Annotated in this window: 18 protein-coding genes and 4 pseudogenes; 15 read left to right on the plus strand and 7 right to left on the minus strand. The window is 58.8% G+C overall.

The annotated features are described in order from the left end of the window. The first annotated feature begins 27 nt into the window (after positions 1-27). Genes hypA through BSU04_RS28390 form a run of 3 tightly spaced genes read left to right on the plus strand, consistent with a single transcriptional unit; the run spans position 28 to position 2,502 of the window. Entirely contained in the window at positions 28-357 is a 330-nt protein-coding gene (gene hypA / locus BSU04_RS28380) for a hydrogenase maturation nickel metallochaperone HypA (protein ID WP_089163692.1), read from the plus strand. Beyond that, a complete protein-coding gene (hypB, locus tag BSU04_RS28385) occupies positions 357-1,409 on the plus strand; it encodes a hydrogenase nickel incorporation protein HypB (RefSeq protein WP_089163693.1) in 1,053 nt (350 codons plus the stop codon). The genes hypA and hypB overlap by 1 nt, the downstream gene beginning before the upstream one ends. A gap of 34 nt (positions 1,410-1,443) precedes the next feature. Then, on the plus strand, positions 1,444-2,502 hold the full coding sequence (locus tag BSU04_RS28390) for a HoxN/HupN/NixA family nickel/cobalt transporter (RefSeq protein WP_089163715.1): 1,059 nt from the start codon (positions 1,444-1,446) through the stop codon (positions 2,500-2,502). A 465-nt stretch (positions 2,503-2,967) separates the two neighbouring features. On the opposite strand, the gene BSU04_RS28395 is transcribed toward BSU04_RS28390, so the two are convergent. Then, positions 2,968-4,377 (minus strand): ISKra4 family transposase, encoded by a 1,410-nt coding sequence (locus BSU04_RS28395; protein WP_089163694.1) that lies wholly within the window; start codon positions 4,375-4,377, stop codon positions 2,968-2,970. A 1,132-nt stretch (positions 4,378-5,509) separates the two neighbouring features. On the opposite strand from BSU04_RS28395, the pseudogene BSU04_RS28400 reads away from it, so the two are divergent. Beyond that, positions 5,510-6,730, plus strand: a pseudogene (locus tag BSU04_RS28400) (multicopper oxidase family protein); the annotation flags it as partial. A gap of 55 nt (positions 6,731-6,785) precedes the next feature. Here the strand turns inward: BSU04_RS28400 and BSU04_RS28405 are convergent. Further along, positions 6,786-6,980 (minus strand): annotated as a pseudogene (locus tag BSU04_RS28405) (Tn3 family transposase); the annotation flags it as partial. Positions 6,981-7,338: 358 nt separating this feature from the next. Between BSU04_RS28405 and BSU04_RS28410 the strand changes: the two are divergent. After that, complete coding sequence (locus BSU04_RS28410) at positions 7,339-7,626, plus strand: hypothetical protein (RefSeq protein ID WP_089163696.1); 288 nt, start codon at positions 7,339-7,341, stop codon at positions 7,624-7,626. A gap of 221 nt (positions 7,627-7,847) precedes the next feature. Here BSU04_RS28410 and BSU04_RS28415 read toward each other — a convergent pair whose 3' ends face one another. Continuing rightward, positions 7,848-8,063, minus strand: a complete 216-nt coding sequence (locus BSU04_RS28415; RefSeq protein WP_089163697.1) for a hypothetical protein — start codon at positions 8,061-8,063, stop codon at positions 7,848-7,850. A 176-nt stretch (positions 8,064-8,239) separates the two neighbouring features. On the opposite strand from BSU04_RS28415, the gene BSU04_RS28420 reads away from it, so the two are divergent. Further along, complete coding sequence (locus BSU04_RS28420) at positions 8,240-8,545, plus strand: hypothetical protein (RefSeq protein WP_089163698.1); 306 nt, start codon at positions 8,240-8,242, stop codon at positions 8,543-8,545. Between the two features lie 273 nt (positions 8,546-8,818). On the opposite strand, the gene BSU04_RS28425 is transcribed toward BSU04_RS28420, so the two are convergent. The 3 genes from BSU04_RS28425 to BSU04_RS28440 form a co-directional block, all read right to left on the minus strand. Continuing rightward, positions 8,819-9,283, minus strand: a complete 465-nt coding sequence (locus BSU04_RS28425; protein WP_089163699.1) for a hypothetical protein — start codon at positions 9,281-9,283, stop codon at positions 8,819-8,821. Between the two features lie 1,129 nt (positions 9,284-10,412). Further along, a complete protein-coding gene (locus BSU04_RS45755; protein WP_144021376.1) occupies positions 10,413-10,790 on the minus strand; it encodes a hypothetical protein in 378 nt (125 codons plus the stop codon). 668 nt (positions 10,791-11,458) lie between these two features. After that, a complete protein-coding gene (locus BSU04_RS28440; RefSeq protein ID WP_089163702.1) occupies positions 11,459-11,671 on the minus strand; it encodes a DUF2934 domain-containing protein in 213 nt (70 codons plus the stop codon). A 618-nt stretch (positions 11,672-12,289) separates the two neighbouring features. On the opposite strand from BSU04_RS28440, the gene BSU04_RS28450 reads away from it, so the two are divergent. The 5 genes and pseudogenes from BSU04_RS28450 (at position 12,290) to BSU04_RS48950 (ending at position 16,478) form a co-directional block, all read left to right on the plus strand. Beyond that, a complete protein-coding gene (locus tag BSU04_RS28450; RefSeq protein WP_179258474.1) occupies positions 12,290-13,567 on the plus strand; it encodes a GAF domain-containing sensor histidine kinase in 1,278 nt (425 codons plus the stop codon). Continuing rightward, positions 13,555-13,932 (plus strand): response regulator, encoded by a 378-nt coding sequence (locus tag BSU04_RS28455; protein ID WP_089163705.1) that lies wholly within the window; start codon positions 13,555-13,557, stop codon positions 13,930-13,932. The genes BSU04_RS28450 and BSU04_RS28455 overlap by 13 nt, the downstream gene beginning before the upstream one ends. Before the next feature lie 274 nt (positions 13,933-14,206). Then, a complete protein-coding gene (locus BSU04_RS28460; protein ID WP_089163706.1) occupies positions 14,207-15,418 on the plus strand; it encodes a sensor histidine kinase in 1,212 nt (403 codons plus the stop codon). Positions 15,419-15,639: 221 nt separating this feature from the next. After that, positions 15,640-16,035 (plus strand): annotated as a pseudogene (locus tag BSU04_RS28465) (BPSL1445 family SYLF domain-containing lipoprotein); the annotation flags it as partial. Positions 16,036-16,238: 203 nt separating this feature from the next. Then, a complete protein-coding gene (locus BSU04_RS48950; protein WP_373452883.1) occupies positions 16,239-16,478 on the plus strand; it encodes a response regulator in 240 nt (79 codons plus the stop codon). Here BSU04_RS48950 and BSU04_RS48620 read toward each other — a convergent pair. Next, a complete protein-coding gene (locus BSU04_RS48620; RefSeq protein ID WP_306427234.1) occupies positions 16,473-16,718 on the minus strand; it encodes a PRC-barrel domain-containing protein in 246 nt (81 codons plus the stop codon). The genes BSU04_RS48950 and BSU04_RS48620 overlap by 6 nt on opposite strands. 261 nt (positions 16,719-16,979) lie before the next feature. Here BSU04_RS48620 and BSU04_RS28480 point away from each other — a divergent pair, with 261 nt between their 5' ends. The 4 genes and pseudogenes from BSU04_RS28480 to BSU04_RS48030 all read left to right on the plus strand — a co-directional run. Continuing rightward, positions 16,980-17,168 (plus strand): CsbD family protein, encoded by a 189-nt coding sequence (locus tag BSU04_RS28480; protein ID WP_089163709.1) that lies wholly within the window; start codon positions 16,980-16,982, stop codon positions 17,166-17,168. Between the two features lie 397 nt (positions 17,169-17,565). Beyond that, a complete protein-coding gene (locus BSU04_RS28490; RefSeq protein ID WP_089163711.1) occupies positions 17,566-18,618 on the plus strand; it encodes a glycosyltransferase family 4 protein in 1,053 nt (350 codons plus the stop codon). Between the two features lie 891 nt (positions 18,619-19,509). Further along, positions 19,510-19,824, plus strand: a complete 315-nt coding sequence (locus BSU04_RS28495; RefSeq protein ID WP_089163712.1) for a hypothetical protein — start codon at positions 19,510-19,512, stop codon at positions 19,822-19,824. A gap of 205 nt (positions 19,825-20,029) precedes the next feature. Further along, positions 20,030-20,337: pseudogene (locus BSU04_RS48030) on the plus strand (IS4 family transposase); the annotation flags it as partial.

Raw genomic sequence — 20,337 nt, forward strand, 5'->3', positions numbered from 1 at the left:
GACATAAGGGCACAGGGGAGCAGCGTCATGCATGAACTGAGCATCGCGAATAGTGTCGTCGAACTGTGCGCTGAACGCGCGATGGGCGCTCAGGTATTGCGCGTGACGCTGGAGATCGGCCGGTTGTCGGCGGTGATGCCGGACGCAATCCGCTTTTGCTTCGATGTCTGCGCGAAAGACACCGTGGTCGAAGGCGCGGCGCTGGAGATTGTCGAGACACCGGGCCTTGCGCGCTGCCTTGATTGCGGCGGCAGCGTGGACATGACCGACCTACTCGAACACTGCGCGTGTGGAAGCGTCAATCTCGAACTGCTGGCCGGCAGCGAGCTGAAGATCAAACAGATGGAGGTGGTTTGATGTGTACCACATGCGGTTGTTCGAAAGGTGCCGGCACGGTGATCACAGACCCTGAGACCGGCGAGCGGATTGAGACCCGGGCGGAAGGGGACAGCGAAGCGGCGCGCAATCCGGGTTCGTGGCGGCAACTTGCGGCGGGGCCTGCCGGCGCGAGTGTGGCCGCGCATCTGCATGCACGTGCGCATCGGCACGCTCATGAGGCTCACGTTCATGAGCATGACGGGCACGTGCACAGTCATGAACACCACCACGCACAAACACCAGCAATTCCCGATCATCCCGGCGCCGAACACACGCCTGTCTCCCTGTCCGATGTGGCGATTGCCGCAGCGACCCACGGCACAACGATCGCGCTTGAACAGGATGTTTTGGCGAAGAACCAGTTGCTTGCCGAACACAACCGTGGCTGGTTGGCGAGCCGCCATATCACCGCGCTGAACCTCGTCAGCTCACCGGGAGCCGGTAAGACCACGTTGCTTGAACGTACCATCCGCGATCTCCAGGCGTTGAACAGTACCCGGTCGATTCAGGTCATCGAAGGCGACCAAGCGACGCTCAACGACGCAGAGCGAATTCGCGCGACCGGTTGCCGCGTGGTCCAGATCAACACGGGTACGGGCTGTCATCTCGATGCCGGCATGGTGTCGCGCGCTCTGGCGCAGCTGGATCCGCCTTCGCATGCATGGCTGATGATCGAGAACGTCGGCAATCTTGTATGCCCCGCGTTGTTCGATCTCGGCGAGCAGGCGAAGGTGGTGATCCTGTCGGTGACCGAGGGCGAAGACAAGCCGCTCAAGTATCCGCACATGTTCCGTGCAAGCCGCTTGATGCTGCTGAACAAGATCGACCTGCTGCCGCATTTGCGTTTCGATGTAGAACGCTGCATTGCGTATGCGGGGCAAGTGAATCCTTCTATCGAGGTGCTGCAGGTATCGGCGGAAACCGGGGCGGGGATGAAGGCGTGGTACGCGTGGCTGGAAGCGGCCGCGTTGGTAGAGGTCGCGGAAACGGTGCGCCAAAGCACGAGCAAATCGGCGGTTGGATCGTGTTGAAGCTTACGGGACAGGCAAGAACGCGAGGCTCATGATGCTAAAACAAATGTCTCAGCTATTTAACGACCGCCCAACAGGTCTGCGCCACAAGATCACCGGTATCTACGCGCTCCTCCTCGTCTTCAATGTCGTCGCGTGGACCTGGGCGCTGACGGCCTTTCATGGGCAGCCCGCGCTCCTCGGCACGGCGCTTTTGGCATACACGTTCGGGTTGCGCCACGCGGTGGATGCGGACCACATTGCCGCGATCGATAACGTCACGCGCAAGCTGCTCCAGATCGGCCACAGTCCGCTCGGCGCCGGTTTGTTCTTCTCGCTCGGCCACTCGACGGTGGTCGTCGCGCTCACAGTGGGCGTCGCGTTCGCGGCAACCGCGCTGACGACTCACTTCGATGACCTGAGGGGGGTCGGCGGCCTGATTGGCACGAGCGTTTCAGCGCTGTTCCTGTTCGTGCTGGCCACCGCGAACCTGGTTGTGCTGGCGTCCGTGATCAGGACGTTTCGCGCCGTGCGCCGCGGCGAACCGCTGGTCGAAACTGATCTTGACCTCCTGCTTAACAATCGCGGTTTTCTGTCGCGATTGCTTCGGCCGTTGTTGAGACTGGTTTCGCGTAGCTGGCAGCTTTATCCGGTGGGGTTCCTGTTCGGGCTAGGTTTCGATACCGCGACCGAGGTTGCCTTGTTCGGCATATCGGCGGCCCAGGCGTCGCATGGCCTGTCGTTCTGGTCCGTGCTCGTGTTGCCGATCTTGTTCACGGCGGGCATGTCGCTGGTCGATACCACCGACGGCATCCTGATGCTCGGTGCGTATCGTTGGGCCTTCGTCCGGCCCATGCGCAAGCTCTACTACAACATCACGATCACGTTCGTTTCGGTCGTGGTCGCTGTGCTGATCGGCGGTATCGAGGCGCTGGGTTTGCTCCAGGACAACTTCGGGCTCAAGGGCCCATTCTGGGATTCTATCGGCAGCCTCAACGAGCACTTCGGACTGTTGGGTTACATCGTGATAGGCATATTCATTGTGAGCTGGATCGTCTCCATTGCGATCTACAAGCTCAGGCATTACGACGATATCACCGTTAAAACCCTATGACAGCGGCGCGTCGACATCTTGCGGTTGTTCGATCCCAACCAAGCGAAGGCATTTTTTGAGTAGACAAGTAACTGCGGCTTCCGTTGAGGTCCGTTAATTCTGCTTGCTTAATTCAGCTATAAAATCGGCCACCGAAAACAGGTGCGCTTGCGCTGCCTGACCGCAGCGCCCCGAATCTCACCCACGGATCGATCAATCAGCCCTACCGAGCCCAGTCAAACTTCGACCCAACACCGAACCCGTCGCTCCGGATTGGTTTCAGTTTGCCGCTTTCGCAGCTCGAACGCGGGCGTAGCTGTGTGAAGGGCGTTTTCGTAATTCGTGCGCGGAAAACCCTGCTGTGCTTAAATTGTTGACGATGCTGAGGCTACACGCGTACCGTAGACGAGAGTGAACCAAACTGTGGGAGGTGAATTCACGCCATTCGGTGCGCATTCGGTGAGTTCGCAGCTACAGTAGCTTTGGTTAACCGGCAAGCCTCTCAACCGAAAATTCTTCGTTGAGAACAGCAACTCTGACCTGCGCCAGATAGTGCGCTCCCTCGTCCGGCCATCGCATTTGCTGCTTCTTCGCCATGCGGTGGCTGATCACCAAGTTCACCGCGGACTGGGCAATGCTGCTGCCGATCGGTTGCCCCTTGTGATAACGCACGCCATCGTTCACGAGCGTATCGGCATTGTTCTCGATGTAGAAGTATAGGCGGCGCAGGTTCCAGAACAACGTCGAGTGCTCATAGCTTTCCTTCACCAACAGCGTGGTATCGAGGGCCTTGATGCGGGACACCGATTGCCGGCCCTTTCCATGCCAAACCAGCCACTTGGCGTGATCGATCTCTGTCTCTACAGCGATTCGCTCGTGGGGCTCCATCGTCTGGCTTCCTGACACCGAGTTCTTGTCAGCCTTGAACTTCATCGCGATGTGAAACCAGTCCAGGATCCTTCCCCTGGCGAGCTGGCTGCCGTCCACAGCCTTGCCGAATTCGCCAGCGTCATCGCTGATCACGGTGACTCGCTCGTCTGGAGCCACGCCGCTTGCAAAGGGAAATTGGTCCAGCCGCGCGGGCGCCGATGGCACCAGCTTATGCACGTACGCGTAGAGACGCGGGGTGCGATCAGTAAGAGTTGCACGGCCCGCAACGATGTTGAAGTGTCGATCCCGCGTCAACCTCTGCGCCCACGGCGATTTCAGCTCCGCAAGGTCGCGCGCCGCCTTGCGGCTCTTGGGGCTGCTGCTGAAGCTCAGCCACGCCGAGTCGACGCCCACGCAGCCGACGGTGGTCGATTCGCGAACCCGCTCTGCGCTGAGCGCTTTTGGTCCAGACGCGATATTGCGCTCGATCTGCGCGTCCAGCGCGTTACCGACGGCGAGGATCCGACGGCGAGTACTACCGAAGGAAATCCCTTTGTCCAGCGCAAGGACCTCTCGAAGCAGCTCAGTGGCCTGACGGTAGGGTAGATGGGCAGCCCACTTGGCCTGCAGGTACTCTAATTCCGGCGTCACACGCTGGTGAACGACCTTGAACAGCGGACTCACGGAGCGGCGCGGTTGCCCTTGCTTTGCCGCGCAGCTGCACGCCCACAGCCTCGGACTCGGCACGTCGACCTTGCCAAAAACAGTTCGCAGCACGATCGACCGGGCGTCTTTGTGCGCTAGCATCGAGCCACAACGGTCGCAAGCCAATTGGCTCTCCATCCACCCGGCAGCCTGCTCTGACACCAGCAACGATTGAACCTCGGCGAGCAAGGCGCGGCCTTCGGCAAGTGTGAGTCCCAGCTCAGCGACGCTCTGGTTCTGTCGTTCCACCACAGCAACGATCGTCGCTTCAGTCTCACTCGTTTCCCCACCCTCCAGGCGGGCCTCGATAATCAGTCGCATAGCAACTCCGATCGGTTGGCAACGTCGCCAGCGTAGCCGATACGGCCAGCGTGCCGGGCGCGCTCGCCGGGCTCTCTTCAATAGAAACTTCCCAAATTCCAAGCGCCGTATCTCATCAGGTACGGCGCCGTCTCGCCGTCTATGACGGCGGTCAGGTCGACGGAAATGGCCTCCCAAGGTTTGGTTCACTCTCCTCTACGTTAAGCGACTGTTATGTTTCCCGCAGTCACTTGTTATTTCGCGCCCAGGCGTAGACCGCATTAAAAGTGTCACAACTTCGGCAATAAAACTGTCACTTCGCGTGTTGGTCAGTCACTTTCGCAAAAAAAGCGCGCCGGTTCAATGACTTGGCGCGAGCGAAGGAAAATCGTCACTGCCGCCGGTCCGCGAGCGTGTCACTGTGTAATCCGCTTGGGTCGCTTTCCTACGTTGCGGAGCGCAAAAGCAAGCCTAGGGAAAGCATGAAGATCGTACTCTCTCTTTATGATTTTATGATACGTAATCCTGATCTATGGCCGCGGTGCAACGGAGTGGCGGCATAGCAGGTGGGACCGCCTTCGGTACGAAAGGATGCGGTGAATTGTACTGCCATCGGTGTCCCAGAAGGACATGGCCGAGGCGCTCGCTAGAACCTTCGTGCCGGCCCCCATCCCTTGATGCGTAAGCGGTTCAGCTCCGGTAGTTGACCCGCTCCCTGCGACCGAACTCACAGGTTGAATATACCTCGGTCACTGGATAGAACCCCTTGCTTTGGGTTCAATCATATCTGATGCAAGGCATCGCTCTGGATGAGATTGAATCTCTGTTGTATTCCTAACTGTATATCCTTAGTTGCAGTCACACAACGCTACTCCTCGGTCCTCTACGGTTAGGCAAGAACTACTGATGGCGCCTCCCAAGCGCGCGCCCATGCGGCAGGCTCAGGTTACGGGAAACCGCCGGTCTCGATCGATAATTATCGGCAAAATCATAGAGTTACGGAAAAACGCACTAAGCACGATGCGAAGTGACAAAGTTAATACGGACTTATGCGAAGTGACAGTTTTACGTCGTTCCGACTGCAAGCAAAAGTGTCACCTCAGCGGCGCCTCGGCCCGATGCTTCGAGGTCCGGGCGGTGACACTTTTAATTCGGTCTACGGGTGGAGATCCGTTTCGTGAACCGTCTGCCACAGCCGTCCACGATCCACTGGCATGGTCTGCCAGTCCCGCCAGATCAAGACGGCAATCCGTCAGACCCGGTAGCGCCGGGAGCGACCCGCGTCTATCGCTTTACGTTGCCATCGGGGAGCGCCGGCACGTATTGGTATCACCCGCATCCGCACATGAAGACCGCAGAGCAAGTTTTCCGCGGGCTCGCGGGTCCGATCGTAGTTCGCAGCGCCGACGATCCGCTCGCGGCCTGGCCCGAGCGACATCTTTTCCTGTCTGACCTTAGGCTCGCCATCGACGGGTCGATCCCGGCGAACGACATGATGGACTGGATGAATGGCCGCGAAGGGCAATTCGTGCTGGTCAACGGGGCACGCCGTCCGCGCATCATAGTTGCCACTGACGAACGCTGGCGGGTATGGAATGCATGCAGTGCCCGCTATTTGAGACTGTCGCTTGGGGCCGGACGCCGCTTTGCCCAGGTCGGCACTGACGGCGGCCTGCTTGAGCAACCGCGTGATGAACTTACTGAATTGCTGCTTGCACCCGGGGAGCGGACGGAACTGATTGTGCGCGCGGGCATGGGCCCAGCAGATGCGGTGCTGACTGCTGGCGTCTACGACCGCCGCAAGATGGCGATGTCCCACGGCAGCCTGCCACCCGAGTCGGACCGGGTGCTCGCTGACGTGCGATTCGAGCCACCGACCACTGCCGGTAACCCGCTGGCGCCGCGCGCCATCCCAACATCCCTGCGCATCGTGCCGTCACTCGGCGCACCGGTCACGCAAAAGTCAGTGGTGTTTTCCGAAGCGATGAACATGGCCGCGATGCAACGCCCCGGCGTGTCCGCACACGGAATGCCGGCTGGGATGACCTTCATGATCAACGGCGCGATCTTCGATCCGGCCCGCATCTCACTGACCAGTCGACGAGGTGAGGTCGAACTTTGGTCGATCGAAAACCGCACCGACATGGACCATCCGTTTCACCTGCACGGGACGCAGTTCCAGGTGATCGGGAGGGAGCAGGACGCGGTGAATACGCCTGAGCCTTACCGTGCATGGCGCGACACCGTGAGCGTGCGGCCGGGCGAGACAGTGCGAATCGCCACGGTCCAACAGATCGCGGGCGATCGGATGTTCCACTGCCATATTCTTGAGCATGAGGACCTCGGCATGATGGGTACGCTGAAAGTGATCTGAGCATCCAAATAAAGGAACCTGGCACGTCGCCGGGTTCCCGGAATACAGAAAACGAACGGGTTTGACAGCGACCGCACCGGATATACCAGACTACCGACCACGACAGTTTCGCCACGCTCGTGCCTGGACAGGCATCGGCCATCTTCTGCAACCCGAGGTTGAACGCGTCAGTAAGGAGCGCGGTCAGCAACAGCGTTCGGTCGAGCGGCGCCAAGTCGCTTTTCAAATGAGTGAAGTGCCATGTGAAGCCGGCCTGTTGTTTTGCACTGGTCGATTGCTGCTCACCAAACGAATCGGGGATTGACGGCGGGCTTCTCGACGTCGCAGATGGTGCGGTGCCGATGGCTGCTTGGGTTCAAGCGCCGTTTGCGCGTATCCGCAGGCGGCCCGCCACGCTAAGTTCGCAATGATCTGGTAGGCGACGATGGGTGCAAATTCGCTCACTGACAGAGCTATTAAGATAAGTCTTATTATCTTAATAGCATTATTCTGAGGCTAAACTCGCCCTCATGAAAACGCATCTCACACCCCCTTCCGGAACTGCACCAAACCCAGGCGGGTTCCCGGACGCCGATTCCCTGGCTGCGCTACGTGCCTGGTACACAGGTATGTCGACGCGCGAGGCGGTGACGCGCTACCTGTGCGGCGAGGTGGCGGAGGGCCACTCCGCCCGCGGCGTCCTCGGCAGGATCCGCCGCACACTGGTCGCCATTGCTCGCAGCCGTCACCGTGAGGATTTCACTACGCTGTTGCAGCACAGCGTGACCGAGCGCATCGAACGGGCAAAAGCCGTGGCACATGCGATAGATGTGCTCCGATCCTTGCCTGCACCGCAGCCGCAGGTCAGCCTGAAGCTCGCCCGAAGGAGCGTAGTCAGCCGGAGATTCCTTGCGTGACTGTTCCGCCTGATCACCGAGGAAGGCTAGGACAGCTGCCTGAAGCTGGGGATGTAGGTGAGCCTCAGGTTCTTCGACGAGAAAAAGGGTTAAGTCCGCGGATCGGACCTTCTTGTTAGCGGCGGTGCAAATCCGACACTAAACGGCGGCGCTGGATTGAATAGAGGAGACAACGACCAGGGGCCGTTGTCGCGAGCCCGTGGTTATATGCCTGCTCGTGCTCAGAATGGATCTTCGTCGTTGATGTGAGGGTTCACGGGAGGGGTGCGTTGTTCGCGCTGCAGTTCATGCAATGCGAACTGATAGTGCGTGCAGATTCGCTCGCGTAGATCGTCGATGAGTTCGACAACAGCGAGCGCTTGATTGGCGGACCAGTTGTCCGGGATCAGGAAGTCGAGCCCGCAGGGGCCCCCGGAAGGCAAATGACGGCGCGTCATGGTGCCTTCTTCTCGGCCTTAGCCGCACTACGTTTCTTCGATATGGTCGCAGTCGCGGCGGCACCGCTTTGCTGCAACGGCTGCGGCCGGGTGCGGCATGGCGATTGCAGAGCAAACGGCGCGGAGGTGTGCCAGTCCGGCATGCAAGGGCCGCGCAGAACACTACGGAGACTGCCATGCGAGCTTCTACAAGGGGATTGCTGATTTCGACGCTCATTTTAAGTCTGTCCGGCGCCGTGTACGCGCAGGGTGCGGGCGGTGGCGCAGGCGCAGGCGGCGGTGGCACTGCAGGCGGCAACGGGGCCGGACAAGGGGGAACTGGCATGGGAACACCGAACTCGGCCGGCCCCACAGGCTCGACACCCGGCGCGTCTGGTTCGAGCACGATGGGCGGGCCGTCCGGTACTTCGCAAAAGCAAATGCAGAAGAAAGGTGGAATGGATGCGCCTGCCTCGGGCAGCGGAATTAAGAAGGCTTACTGAGAAAGGTTTGCTGACGAATGTGTGTTGAGTTGGGCCGACTCACTGCTTTTTCGTGTAAGGGAGGACTGTCATGACTATCCTCGCATTTACAACAGGTTTAGCTTGCATCGTTATACCCGTCGCCTCGCTATCCGTCGTAATCCATTACCTGAGCGAGCGGCGTCGACGGCGGAATCTAAGCCGTTTAAGGCAGTACGAGCGCGCGGCCTGGAAACGGCATCGACTCAGTTAGGTGTTGCAGCGTCTCCGCCGACGAGTCCTGCCGGCTTTCGCCTATTCTTGGCTGCGGCATACCCTCCTATAGGGCGAAAAGCGCCGATGCCCGGTAGGGTCCTTTACTGCGAGCGCGCCGTGTTCGTCTAGGACTTCGCGTACGGTGGTTAGTTTTGGGGCGGTGGTTTCATTGACAACAAGCAGTGTGCGCGCGGAAGTGGCGTTGCTTGTACGGTCGACGTCCTTGTCGGTGGCAACGGGCGAGTCGATGCCCGAACCGCGGAAGCGGTTGTTCGTGCCCACTACCCCCTGATGTTCGCCGTGCGCCACGTACTCTGCGCTGTCCGGACCCTGCATTCCTTCTTCCAAAGGACCATCAGTCTCTGCCAATCGTGCGTCCGACTCGCGCTGGCCCGTCCGGTACAGATGGCTGTCATCGCGGCCCAATCCTAACAGCTGCAAAGCGCGAAGCGCCTCGTGGGCATCGCGATACGACGAAAAGAGTCCAACAATGACTTGCGACATTTTTGCCCTCCATTCATCGTCACGTGCTTGATGGCGCTGCCGGTCGTGAGATTAGAGCCAGCCCGACCCCTTGCCACGGCAAAAGCAGTTAGAGCGATTGGATGAGCAGGTCGATGCCGCTTGCCGTGCACCGATGAAGTTTCTGCGGCGCGACCTACGTCATCGCTCTGGCTTCAACGGGACCGCTGCCTCAGTGTTTGGAAAATAGGTGGCGTTGACGAACGTAAGCGCTTGGGGTCGGACGTGGAGACACCCCGGCCTCGCTTCGCGTGGCCACAATCCCGCCATATGACATGTCGGTGCTGGCTTGAGCGGAAGCATTCGCGTCGTCCTGCAAGGTCGACCGCGCAGATGGCTGCGCACGCTGCTGCGTGTCCTGTGCGTTCGTGATGCTTGCCGATACAAGCAAGAAGGCTCCAACCGCGGTTACACAAAAGGCTGATTTCATTTCGATACTCCCTGCATGACGTTTGATGGCCTGAGTCCTTTTCTCGGCATATGATGGTTAATAAGGGCTACTCACGCTCATCTCGTATGTGTTCCGCGCGGTAGCGTTTCCAAGGAAGCGTGTTCAGCACCTTCGGTGCGACGATGTCTTGGCATCTAGCTGTTTACTTCAAACAAATCGCGCTCCGCACTTTCTCGTTAGTCAACGCACGCCGAGACTCGTGTGATGTGCCCGCGGTACTCTCAATGCGCGTTTCCGTTTCTTCTAATTTGGTTATAGGTCGCGGGCACGAAATTGACAGGCAATTCGGATGCGCAGCCCCACGATTTCGACAACTGCTTCTTGTTGCCCAATCATCTTCGGCGAGCTTGTAACCTGACATCGTGGGCTTACGGATGGGACCTGTCGCCCATCGCGAAGGTGAGGGCCTTTGTAAAGTTTGTCGACGACGCTAATCGTAAGAGCTTGCTCCCGCGAAAATCGAGGTCGTCAATCCTGATGGCCGTTCACTGTCCAACTCGGCGGTGGCCTGCCGATAGTGGCATGTTCGCGGTCGGCGGCTGCTTGGCCACGAAACTCCTGAACGCGGTGGACCTCGCAATAGAAGTTTCAGCTGCGGCACAATTGGCTCGTCGCGTCGGCGAAAAAACGCCCGGCGTAAAGCAATGCGCATCAGTGCAGCTATTTACCCATAACGCTTTTTGGCTTTGGCATCCTGGGCTGCAAAATGTCGATTGCAACTTTAACAAATCGGAGCGACGACTCGACGCTAACATGAGCGCGGTCGGCGGATTCACTCGCGGCGAACAAGCGCGCTTGCTCTTCTTCCGTTAGCGACGGATGACCCCATTCCACCAAACTTTCTCCAATAACATCGAGCATTTGTCGGTAGTGATGTGCTTGTCTATCGTACGGGTGTGGAGCACTGCGAGACCGAGAATTGACCACGCCTTGCAAGCGTTCCATCGCGTTCAAATAGTGGTCCAGGTCCAGGTCCAGGTCCAGGTCCAGGTCCAGGTCCAGGTCCAGGTCCAGGTCCAGGTCCAGGTCCAGGTCCATCTCCGCTCCTCGTTCTTCTCAACAATCTATGCCGGGTCGATGCAGACGCCCGAGCTTTTTAAGTTTAGGTGGATTCAGGCTTGTTCGCATCAAGGCAAACCCGTCCGGTTGCCACCCAAGAAGTCAGCTGAGAGCGTCGCATAAGCCGCTCCAATGTGTTGCTTTTATACGAGCAAGCCGCAGACCGTCGTAGGGCGGGACGGCTAGCTATTCTCGTGGACAAAAATTCAGACCCGTGAACGAAAGGAGCACGTGACGCTGCGTTTTTATGGTCAAAAATAAAACGACGCGTCCCGATGCGTGCGGTCGGATTGGCGCGAGCGCAGCACTTTCAAGTCGCTCCAACGGGTGTGATTACTGGTTGCTACGGCCGAGAGATTTTTTTGGGGAGCGTTGATATAGTGGCCACGCAGTGGAACAGGGTGAAACCGCCGTTAGCGGTCTTGGCCAAACTGGCGCCACTGGCCGTGTATGGCTCTAAAATAGAACGGGGCCGGGCGAGGCAAAGGGCCACTTGGTGTCCCCGTTTCGTTAGCGCGCAACCCTCTCTCCCGCAGGCCAGGACCTGTGGACTAAGAACATGCGGCGAACATACCAGTAGCGGTGAATCGCAATTGTTCGAACCCCAGCGACAAACGACGGCTCACCTTCCGCTCGACCGCTGGTTTTTAACTTGGCTTTTCAGTGACCGGCGCGTCCTCGTCAAATGCTCCGGAAGGGACCTCGTCCGCGTCGACCGCTTTATTTTCTACGGTTGGGCTCACAAGAGACCTGTAAGCCTGCTCCCAAAATTCATCCGCTCGTCCTTCCGGGCTTCCTGCCTTTTCCCACAGCTCATATGCCCGAGCGCGAAGCTGGTCGTCGTCAATATCGTTGCCCATCGTACGTCTCCAAATCCTCAGTGCTGCGAATGCGGCGTGACATGTACTGCGTTCAGTGTGGTCGCTTAGAACCAGGGCACTGAGTCACTCATCATCGCCCTTCAGGGTGAATTTGGCGAGAGACACTCAACCGTGTTTCTTGCCGATGAGACCTTTCCCGGCGACCGCACAGGAGCAACAGTCTGAGATGGAAGTGGCGCTGCGGCATCGTGAACAGCCGCACACGAATTGCCGTATTACCGTCAACGTAGAGGTCGGAAAGTGTGGAAAATGTCGTCACGGGGTGCCGCGGCGAGGGGAGTTGCTCGGCATCTTTGACATCGACACTGCGCAGATCGACAAATCCTCCCAACATGCTGCCTTGACTGCGGGCGCCGGTTCCAAATGCACGCCTCGGCAGAGATCGGGCGGCCAGGCACCCACGTTCAAAGGAATGCGGTCGGACTCGAGCCACAACGGCAAATGCTTGGTCGCAATGCCCGGTGATGCGGGATGCCGGTCGCCTGGCATTGATCGGAATCTCGAAGAAGGCGAATTACCAGCTATTGGTCAAACACTTTTATGCAGAGGAATGGTTATTGCGTAACTAACTTGACTCACTTCTCGGAACGCTGTGTCATGGCCGCCGCCTTTCCCTTTAACGAGTCGCACCGATTACGCAGGCTCAAAACGTTCGGGATTCTTGACACCCCAGCGGAGGAGCATTTCGACTCCATTACCAAAGCCGCTGCAAGTCTGTTGCAGGCACCGATCGCATTGCTCAACTTCATCGACGAAACCCGAGAGTGGTGTAAGTCGGCCTGGGGAATGGAGCCCCGGTGGGCTAAGCGTGAGGAATCGCTTTGTGCTCAGGCCCTCCTGACCAACGATATCCTTGTGATTCCCGATGCGACCGCCGATGAAGAGTTTCGGAATCATCCCCAGGTGGTCGGGGAGCGGAACGTCGTTTTCTATGTTGGCGCGGTATTGAAGGCGTCGGACGGCACGGCCCTCGGGACCCTATGCGTGATTGCGCACGAGCCCCGGAAGTTGAGTGAATCAGAAAGGGCGACACTAAAAACGCTGGCGGAACACGCCGTGCTGCATCTTGAAAAACGGCAAGCGTCGGCAGAACTACTGGAAATGCGACGTTGCATCGACGAGGCTGAGCGTCACCAGGAGGAGTTTCTGGCGATGCTCGCCCATGAGCTTCGCGCGCCGCTGGCCCCCATTCAGGCCGGTATCGCCATTCTCGACCGACCTGAAGCGACCGATGCAGAGCGCGCTTGGGCGCGGGAGATTGTCCGACGGCACGTCGGACAGATGGGTCATATTGTCGGCGACCTGCTATCGACGTCGTTGGCGACTACCGGCGTCATGCAATTAAACCCGGAACCGGTCTCCGTGAAGAATTTGATTGAAAACGCGCTCGAGCTTACCAACGCGGCCATCGTCGACCGAGGGCACACGGTTTCAATCTCCGTCGACGCTTCACTCTATGCGTTCGCCGACCCGACTCAGTGCTCAATTGTCATAGCGAACATGATAGAGAATGCTGCCGTATACACGCCAGCCAACGGGCGCATACACCTAACGGCCGACGGTGACGGCTTGAACGTCTTCATCCGAGTGGCCGACAACGGGATTGGAATCGCGAACGAGGACATTGACGCGATATTCAAGCTTTTTAAGCAGGGCAAACGGCCACTCGCCCGGTCCGTAGGAGGCATGGGCCTGGGTCTGACGCTCGCCCGAAACTGGCTGAGTTGCACGGCGGGACGCTCGTTGCGCGTAGTGAGGGCGTCGGGCGCGGTAGCGAGTTCACGCTCCGCCTTCGCCGCGCGGCTCCTCGAGAATCACCGACCACCGGGCCCGCCGAAGTTGTGGCGTCATCAACCGCACCGATGTCCATTTTGATTGTCGAAGACAACCACGATACAGCGGACGCGCTTGCACTCTACTTGCAGCTTTCGGGCAATACCACTCGCGTGGCATATAGCGCGGCCGAAGCGCTCGTCATCGCCAACGAGTGGCAACCTGAGGTTGTGCTGAGTGACATCGGGCTTCCGGACATGGACGGCTACGCGCTCATACTGGCCATGCGCGGCTTTGATTGTCTGGCGAACACTACATTCGTCGCGATTACGGGGTATGCATCCGACTCGGACAAGATAGCTGCGATAGAGGCAGGCTTTGACGCTCACATGACAAAGCCGGTGGATGCCACAGGTCTAGAAGGGTTTTTGCGACGGGCGCGGGCCTCGAACAAGCCAGCCCGCTAGCTCGCATTGATTTATCGGGCACGCCCCCCCGGAGCGCCGCGCTAGGGTTTGACCCACAAGCCATGTGTTACGGAGAGAGTCGTCATATCCCCCAATTGGCGCTTCGTCGGTGTTGTTGACGAGCAGTTGCACCATGTTACTTGCATCTGCGGGAACATTATGCGGAGGATAGGCGCAGGTATAATTTTCTGACCTGCCTTTCCCGGTAGGAACTTTTGGATGACGAAACGTCCATCAGCCTGCTGCTGACGCGCCGCTTCAAACCGATATCCCCGTGACTGACATCAAACCGTTTCGACTACTTGCTAATTATCTTCGCCGAGAGAAAGACCGTCTCGTCGCACGGTGGATGAAAATCGTCAGCGGCGATACCGACGTCGAGAAATCAGATTCTCTGAGCCGGATACAACTGGCTGACCACCTCCCAGCCATATTCGAAGAAATCTGCGCGGCGCTGGAGCATCAAGACCTGGACGTTGCGCAAGTTGCCGTTGAAAGTGATGCGAGAGAACACGGGCAATGGCGCTGGCGCCAGGGTTATCGTTTGGACGAACTCGTTCGGGAACTCGATTTGTTTCGACAGGTTCTTACCGATGCCGTCGAAGCATACGCGACTGCAGACGACAGGTTCGGAGCTTCAGACCAAGGAAAGGCCCGATATGTTGTCGACGAAGTCATTAGCTACGTGACGCTCGGTTCCATCCGCGAGGTGCTCCGTGAGCGCGACAACAAAATCGACGAGTACACAGGTCAGTTGGAGCGAGCGAACGACGAGTTGCGTCGCAGCAAACGCCGCATAGACAAGCTATACGAGATGCGTCTGCAAGTGACCCGCCGTGTGACGCACGACCTGCGAAATTTCCTCAACATCTTCTCGAACGCGCTTGAGCTCGCGGAGAAAGTCCCCTCGAAAGTAGTGACTGCGCTCGCGCTTGCCAATCGGCAGGTGTCGGATATGAAGTTGCTAATCGACGAGATGGTCGACTATGCGGTCGCTCTAAGTAGCCGCGACCCGGGCGTGCTCGAGACGTTCGAGCTTCGGGAACTCTACGACGACCTCGTCGCTGCAATTCAACCTGCGGTCGAGGAGAAAGGCCTGAAGTTCCATACCACCTTCGACCCGCTCCTCAAAGTGACGACATCGAATCGCCTCAAAATCAAACAAATCGCGTTGAACTTGTTAGGCAACGCGGCCAAGTACACCGCGACCGGCGAGGTTGGTCTCTTCATGACAACTGTGGGCGATCGTCATTTTCGGATTCGGGTGACTGATACAGGCATCGGCATCGCCGACGAAGACAGGGAACGCGTGTTCGAAGAATTTGAACGGGCAGCCGGCAACGATTTTCCTGGAACAGGTCTGGGGTTGGCGATAGTTCGCGAGCTGGTCACATCCCTCGGAGGTGAAATAGACTTCAGGTCGCAAGAGGGCGCTGGATGCGTATTCGAGGTGCTATTGCCTATTGTCGTACGAGCCGAACGATAGGCTAGGCGCAGCTTCCCGACGCGAGCGCGTTTGTGCAGTCAGCCGCGCTGGCATCCGGTGTCGGCGCTGAACGGCCTGCTCGCGCCGCTCTGAAGCGGGCATCTGGCTTTCGTCGGTGTCGTCCGATGTTTCCATATCGTTGTCGGTACTGAGCAAACAGTCCGTCCGGAACTTTTAAAGCGACCCAGCGCCCATCGGGCGAGCTCACTAAATGCTTATCGATCGTCTCGAAGGCGCGCGGGGTCCTGGTGTTCCCGTCAGTGCTGTCGGCGGGCTTTTGGGTCGGTGGCCAATACGGTGAAGGCTCGCTGCGGGTCGGCGGCCGCACGGTCGGCTATTACAGCACCGTGGCAGGCTCGTTTGGGCTGCAGATCGGCGCGCAATCCAAAGCGATTATCTTCCTCTTCATGACTCAGGAAGCGCTCGATAAATTCCGTAATAGCGCAGGCTGGGCGGTGGGAGCTGACGCCACGGTCGCGGCGCTCAAGGTAGGCGCAAACGGCAACATCGACACCTCGACCGAGACTGCGCCGGTTCAAGCGTTCGTCTTGACCAACGCGGGCCTGATGTCCGGCGTGTCGCTGGAGGGCACCAAAGTCTCGCGCCTCAACATCTAAGTGATGCGCTGGCGTGTTGCCGGAAGAGGTCAGCCGCCCGGCAACCGTTGCGCGTCAATGCTCGTCGTCTAAATAGGTTAGCAAAAAGCGCCTCGGAAGAGGCGTGATGCAGAAGGGAAGGCCGTCGCGGACTACCGTGGATCGCGGCTGCTGGCGCGGAGGCACTCGCGCTGTTTTCGCGCTGGCAACCGGAGATCGCCTTTCTGGACATCGACATGCCGCTGCTTAGCGGGCATGCGGTTGCCCGTCAGGTTCGCCGAACCAATAAGCGTGTGCTATTGGTCGCGGTCACGGGCAATGTCGCGACCCTAGCGCGCCACGCCCACGCGCATGCCGGCTCCGATTTTCACCTGTCCAAACCAGCCGATATCGGTCAGCTTCTGCGCCTGGCTGTGCAGCATCTGAAACGGCACGCGAAGTGGCCGCAGGCCACCCACCTATGAAGGCGCGTACTTGAACTCCGGGAGGCTCTTGAGCTTGTCCTTCGTTCCGCCCGACAGCCTGATTTGCTTCTCGACGATGTTGAGGTCGCTAAATGGAACCGCCGCCAGGTGGGTTCCGAGCCCGAGAAATCCGCCGACCGACAGGATTGCGTAGGCGACATGGTCCCTCGAATTGACGATGAGGTTATCGACTATGCCGATTTTGTCTTTGCTTTCGTTGAAGACCGGCGCGCCGACGATTTTGGTGGCCCGATATCCTTACGCGACTTGGACCACGTCGACGCGGGGGCTGGTGATCGTTTGGGAAGTCCCTTGCGATTGCACCGCTTCGCTCGCAAACGCGCCAGCCAGAATGAGCATGCTCACGATCGAGGATTTCATGTCGGCCTCGCTTCACGTTAAATGGAGAAGCACAGCACAGGCACGCTGCTTGCACATATACCTTGGCCTGTCACGATAGCCGTGCAGGTCAAGCGAATGGACCACTCAAGGAGATTGACCATGAACAAGGATCAAGTCAAGGGTACCGCCGAGAAGGTCAAAGGCAAGATCAACGAAACGATCGGTAAGGCCACTGGCGATAAGGCTCAGGAAGTCAAAGGCGACCTTCAGCAAGGCGCCGGCCAGGCGCGTAAAAATGTTGGTGACGTCGAGGAAGCGGTTAAGGACGCCAAGAAGAAGCCGATCTAACCCCGCCAGTACCGAGTTTTCACCGTGGAGGAACCATGAAGAGTCGAGCGTTAGTCAACATTCTGTGTGTCTCGCTGCTCGCCGTGGCGGTGACCGCTGAACAACCCACCTACTAGGCCGAAGGATGTCGGGAGGGTGCGGCGATGGGCACCGTCGCGCGGCATTGGTCCGGCGCAGCAGGTGCCGCGGGCGGTTGCGCACTCGGACATCTTGAAGCGGCCAAGAAGGACAAAGCGGCAACGCGCGCAGCCGCAATCTGGTGCGCTCGCGCAAAAGCAGGCGACGCCATCGAAATATTGGCTGTTCCCGCTGGTAACGCTTTCTTAACATCAGGTGCACGCGATTGTTTAACCGTGGTCGCGTGCGGTGCGCCCGAAAGCCAAGCACGAGGACACGCATGCGTATCGCCCAAGTTGCGCCGTTGCACGAGGCGGTCCCGCCCAAGTTTTATGGCGGCACCGAGCGCGTGGTGTCCTATCTGACCGAAGCGTTGGTGGAACTAGGACACGAGGTCACCCTGTTCGCGAGCGGCGACTCCCGGACCAGCGCACACCTTGTCTCCGGATGCTCGCGCGCGCTGCGCCTGGAAGCGATTCAGGACGGCTTCGCGCCGCACATGGTGTTGCTGGAGCAGGTCCGGCGCATGGCTCACGAATTCGATGTCCTGCATTTCCACCTGAGCTACCTGCCGTTCTCACGCTTCTATGATCTCGGCATCCCGTTCGTGACGACCCTGCACGGCCGGCTCGATCTTCCCGAGCTCCAGCCGGTGTTCAATCTGTTCTCGCGGGTGCCGGTAATTGCCATTTCGGACGCCCAGCGGCGCCCGCTGCCGCAAGCCAACTGGCTCGGGACGATCTACCACGGACTGCCCGAACAGTTGCTGACGCCGCAACTCGATCGTTCGCCCAGCTATCTCGCATTCCTCGGTCGTATCTGCGCGGAAAAGCGGGCGGATCGGGCGATCGAGATTGCCGCACGCGCGGGCTTACCGCTCAAGATTGCAGCCAAGGTGGATCCCGCGGATCGCGATTACTTCAGGACGGTGATCGAGCCGTTGTTGTCACAGCCGCACGTCGAATTCGTGGGCGAGATCTCCGAAGCGCAGAAGCCGGCGTTTCTGTCGGGCGCCAAAGCACTGCTGTTTCCGATCGACTGGGCCGAGCCATTTGGCCTCGTCATGATCGAGGCAATGGCGTGCGGTACACCCGTGATCGCGTTCAATCGGGGCTCCGTCAGTGAGGTCGTCGACGAGGGCGTCACCGGCTACATCGTCGATGATGTAGCCAGCGCAGTTGAGGCGGTGAACCGCTCCTCCATGCTATGCCGCGCCACCATCCGCGCGCGCTTCCTCGCACGCTTTGAGGCGCGCACGATGGCGCAGAAGTATGTGGCTCAGTACACCGCCCTCGCCGGAAACGCGTGCGCCAACCTATCCGAGGCCTCCTGAAGGGCATTGCGTTGACAAGAACGGGTGTTCGGATTGGTCGTAAGGCGAAAGCGCCAGTTGACAAGCGGCCGTGACGCCAATGGCGTTCGGATACCGTGGCATGACGTGTGTCGAGTTGGCCGGTGCTCGAACCGGCTGGGGCGTGAAACTACGCTGCCCGAGGGGCGATCGTTAGCCGCTCCGGGTGCGCCTTGCGTCGTACATAGCCTTGTCTCCTATGCGTTTTACTTTCGTTCTGATCTCGCTGGGATCTAGAGTACAGATACTCACGCAAACAGGGCTACGCGATAAGTGCATTTTTTCGAAGTATTGATGTTCTGCGGTTATCAATGTACCTGGATGAAACGTTGCATCACCGCCACCTTCCTTTACGCTGCCTGTCGGGGCCGTCGAGTCAGCGGTCCAATCTGTGAAGTGACTTCACTTGATGATCCGCTGTGGGCGAATTGAAGGACATTCGACGTTTGCCAAAGACTGTCCGTTCAGGGTGTTCGCCGTGAAAAGGTGGCGCTTTCCAGTGGGTGCAAGTCCCACCCGGCAACCGCTCCAGCCGGAAGCAACTGGAGCAGCTATGGAGGTAACGAAATGAATGAAGCCTTCGGTGAGGCGTGTCACAAATTGGTGACAGCGCGAGTGTGCAGGCCGTGACGCGAGTGAACGCCGAGCAAGCCTCGAAAAGGTCGTTGCGCAGGCCGACCAAACTACCCTATCGGGGAAGGCTGATACGACTGGGTTAATGAGCAGGTTGCGCGCCCAGTAGCTGCTGTCAAACGACACAAAGTTGTCCCGGAAATTGACTTAAAGTCGTCCGAGTGCAGTTAAAACCGGAGGCAGCCGGTAAGGCAGAGTAGCGATATATTTGTTGCCTTACGATCAATTGCGGAGGCTCTCATGCGGATGATCATCGAGGCGCGAATTGACGACGGCGTTGGCGGCGGCGAGGCAATACGACTGGCTGAATTTGAACGGCTCGACGGCGATCTCAAGCTACTGGGCCTAAACTTGGCTGAAGGCAGAAGTCTAGCAACCAGTTGGAAGATAGTTGGGGGCACCACGGACCGCGTGCTCGGCGCCGCACCGCACATTGATGCCTCGTTTCCACGGGTTGGAATTGAAACTGCCGAAGCGTGGCCGCACATTATCCCAGCAACACCGAGTGGCAGCGCGACCTCAAAGAAATATCCGGCGTGCTGGCGAAAGCGTTGAAATAAAACGGTGTTTTCAGCAATGCAATTGCCGGGATGCGGGGCCAATCCACCCAAGTTAAGCGCGTCTGCCGCGCCGGAACTCAATCAAGTTAAAAAAGCACTTGACATGAAGCCAACTTCGCGCGGCCGCAGCCCTGCTGGCGTCTTTTTAGACGCCAGCAGGGCTGCGGCCAATGAGGATCTTTTTGATCTTCGTTGGCCCCATGCCTCTTTCCACTCTGCTTGCCGACCTCGCCGCCCATATTCAGACTGAGCAGTTTCGTCAGCTTGCCTGCGATCCCGAGCATCCCACGGCGTTCCAACGTCGTCGCAAATTGCCCTTGCCGGCACTGATTGCATTGATGCTCACCGGCATGCGCAAGAGCGTCCAGACCGAACTGGACGAGTTCTTCGCCCATCTGCAGCAACAGGCACAATTGCTCCGCCAGGTATCCGGCCAAGCGTTCGCGCAAGCGCGGGCCAAACTCTCCACGACCGCCATTCCGGCGCTCAATGACTGGCTGCTCGAGCA

The sequence above is a fragment of the Caballeronia sordidicola genome (assembly GCF_002220365.1).
Lineage (GTDB): Bacteria > Pseudomonadota > Gammaproteobacteria > Burkholderiales > Burkholderiaceae > Caballeronia > Caballeronia sordidicola_C.

Excerpts from the sequence above, each read along its gene's own strand:
- BSU04_RS28420 (WP_089163698.1), top strand. The coding sequence starts at position 8,240 with ATGCGAGCTTCTACAAGGGGATTGCTGATTTCGACGCTCATTTTAAGT.
- BSU04_RS28495 (WP_089163712.1), top strand. The coding sequence starts at position 19,510 with ATGCGGATGATCATCGAGGCGCGAATTGACGACGGCGTTGGCGGCGGC.
- BSU04_RS28415 (WP_089163697.1), bottom strand. The coding sequence starts at position 8,063 with ATGACGCGCCGTCATTTGCCTTCCGGGGGCCCCTGCGGGCTCGACTTC.
- BSU04_RS28440 (WP_089163702.1), bottom strand. The coding sequence starts at position 11,671 with ATGGGCAACGATATTGACGACGACCAGCTTCGCGCTCGGGCATATGAG.
- BSU04_RS45755 (WP_144021376.1), bottom strand. The coding sequence starts at position 10,790 with ATGGACCTGGACCTGGACCTGGACCTGGACCTGGACCTGGACCTGGAC.
- BSU04_RS28450 (WP_179258474.1), top strand. The coding sequence starts at position 12,290 with ATGGCCGCCGCCTTTCCCTTTAACGAGTCGCACCGATTACGCAGGCTC.
- BSU04_RS28410 (WP_089163696.1), top strand. The coding sequence starts at position 7,339 with ATGTCGACGCGCGAGGCGGTGACGCGCTACCTGTGCGGCGAGGTGGCG.
- BSU04_RS28490 (WP_089163711.1), top strand. The coding sequence starts at position 17,566 with ATGCGTATCGCCCAAGTTGCGCCGTTGCACGAGGCGGTCCCGCCCAAG.
- hypB (WP_089163693.1), top strand. The coding sequence starts at position 357 with ATGTGTACCACATGCGGTTGTTCGAAAGGTGCCGGCACGGTGATCACA.
- hypA (WP_089163692.1), top strand. The coding sequence starts at position 28 with ATGCATGAACTGAGCATCGCGAATAGTGTCGTCGAACTGTGCGCTGAA.
- BSU04_RS28395 (WP_089163694.1), bottom strand. The coding sequence starts at position 4,377 with ATGCGACTGATTATCGAGGCCCGCCTGGAGGGTGGGGAAACGAGTGAG.
- BSU04_RS28390 (WP_089163715.1), top strand. The coding sequence starts at position 1,444 with ATGCTAAAACAAATGTCTCAGCTATTTAACGACCGCCCAACAGGTCTG.
- BSU04_RS28480 (WP_089163709.1), top strand. The coding sequence starts at position 16,980 with ATGAACAAGGATCAAGTCAAGGGTACCGCCGAGAAGGTCAAAGGCAAG.
- BSU04_RS28455 (WP_089163705.1), top strand. The coding sequence starts at position 13,555 with ATGTCCATTTTGATTGTCGAAGACAACCACGATACAGCGGACGCGCTT.
- BSU04_RS28425 (WP_089163699.1), bottom strand. The coding sequence starts at position 9,283 with ATGTCGCAAGTCATTGTTGGACTCTTTTCGTCGTATCGCGATGCCCAC.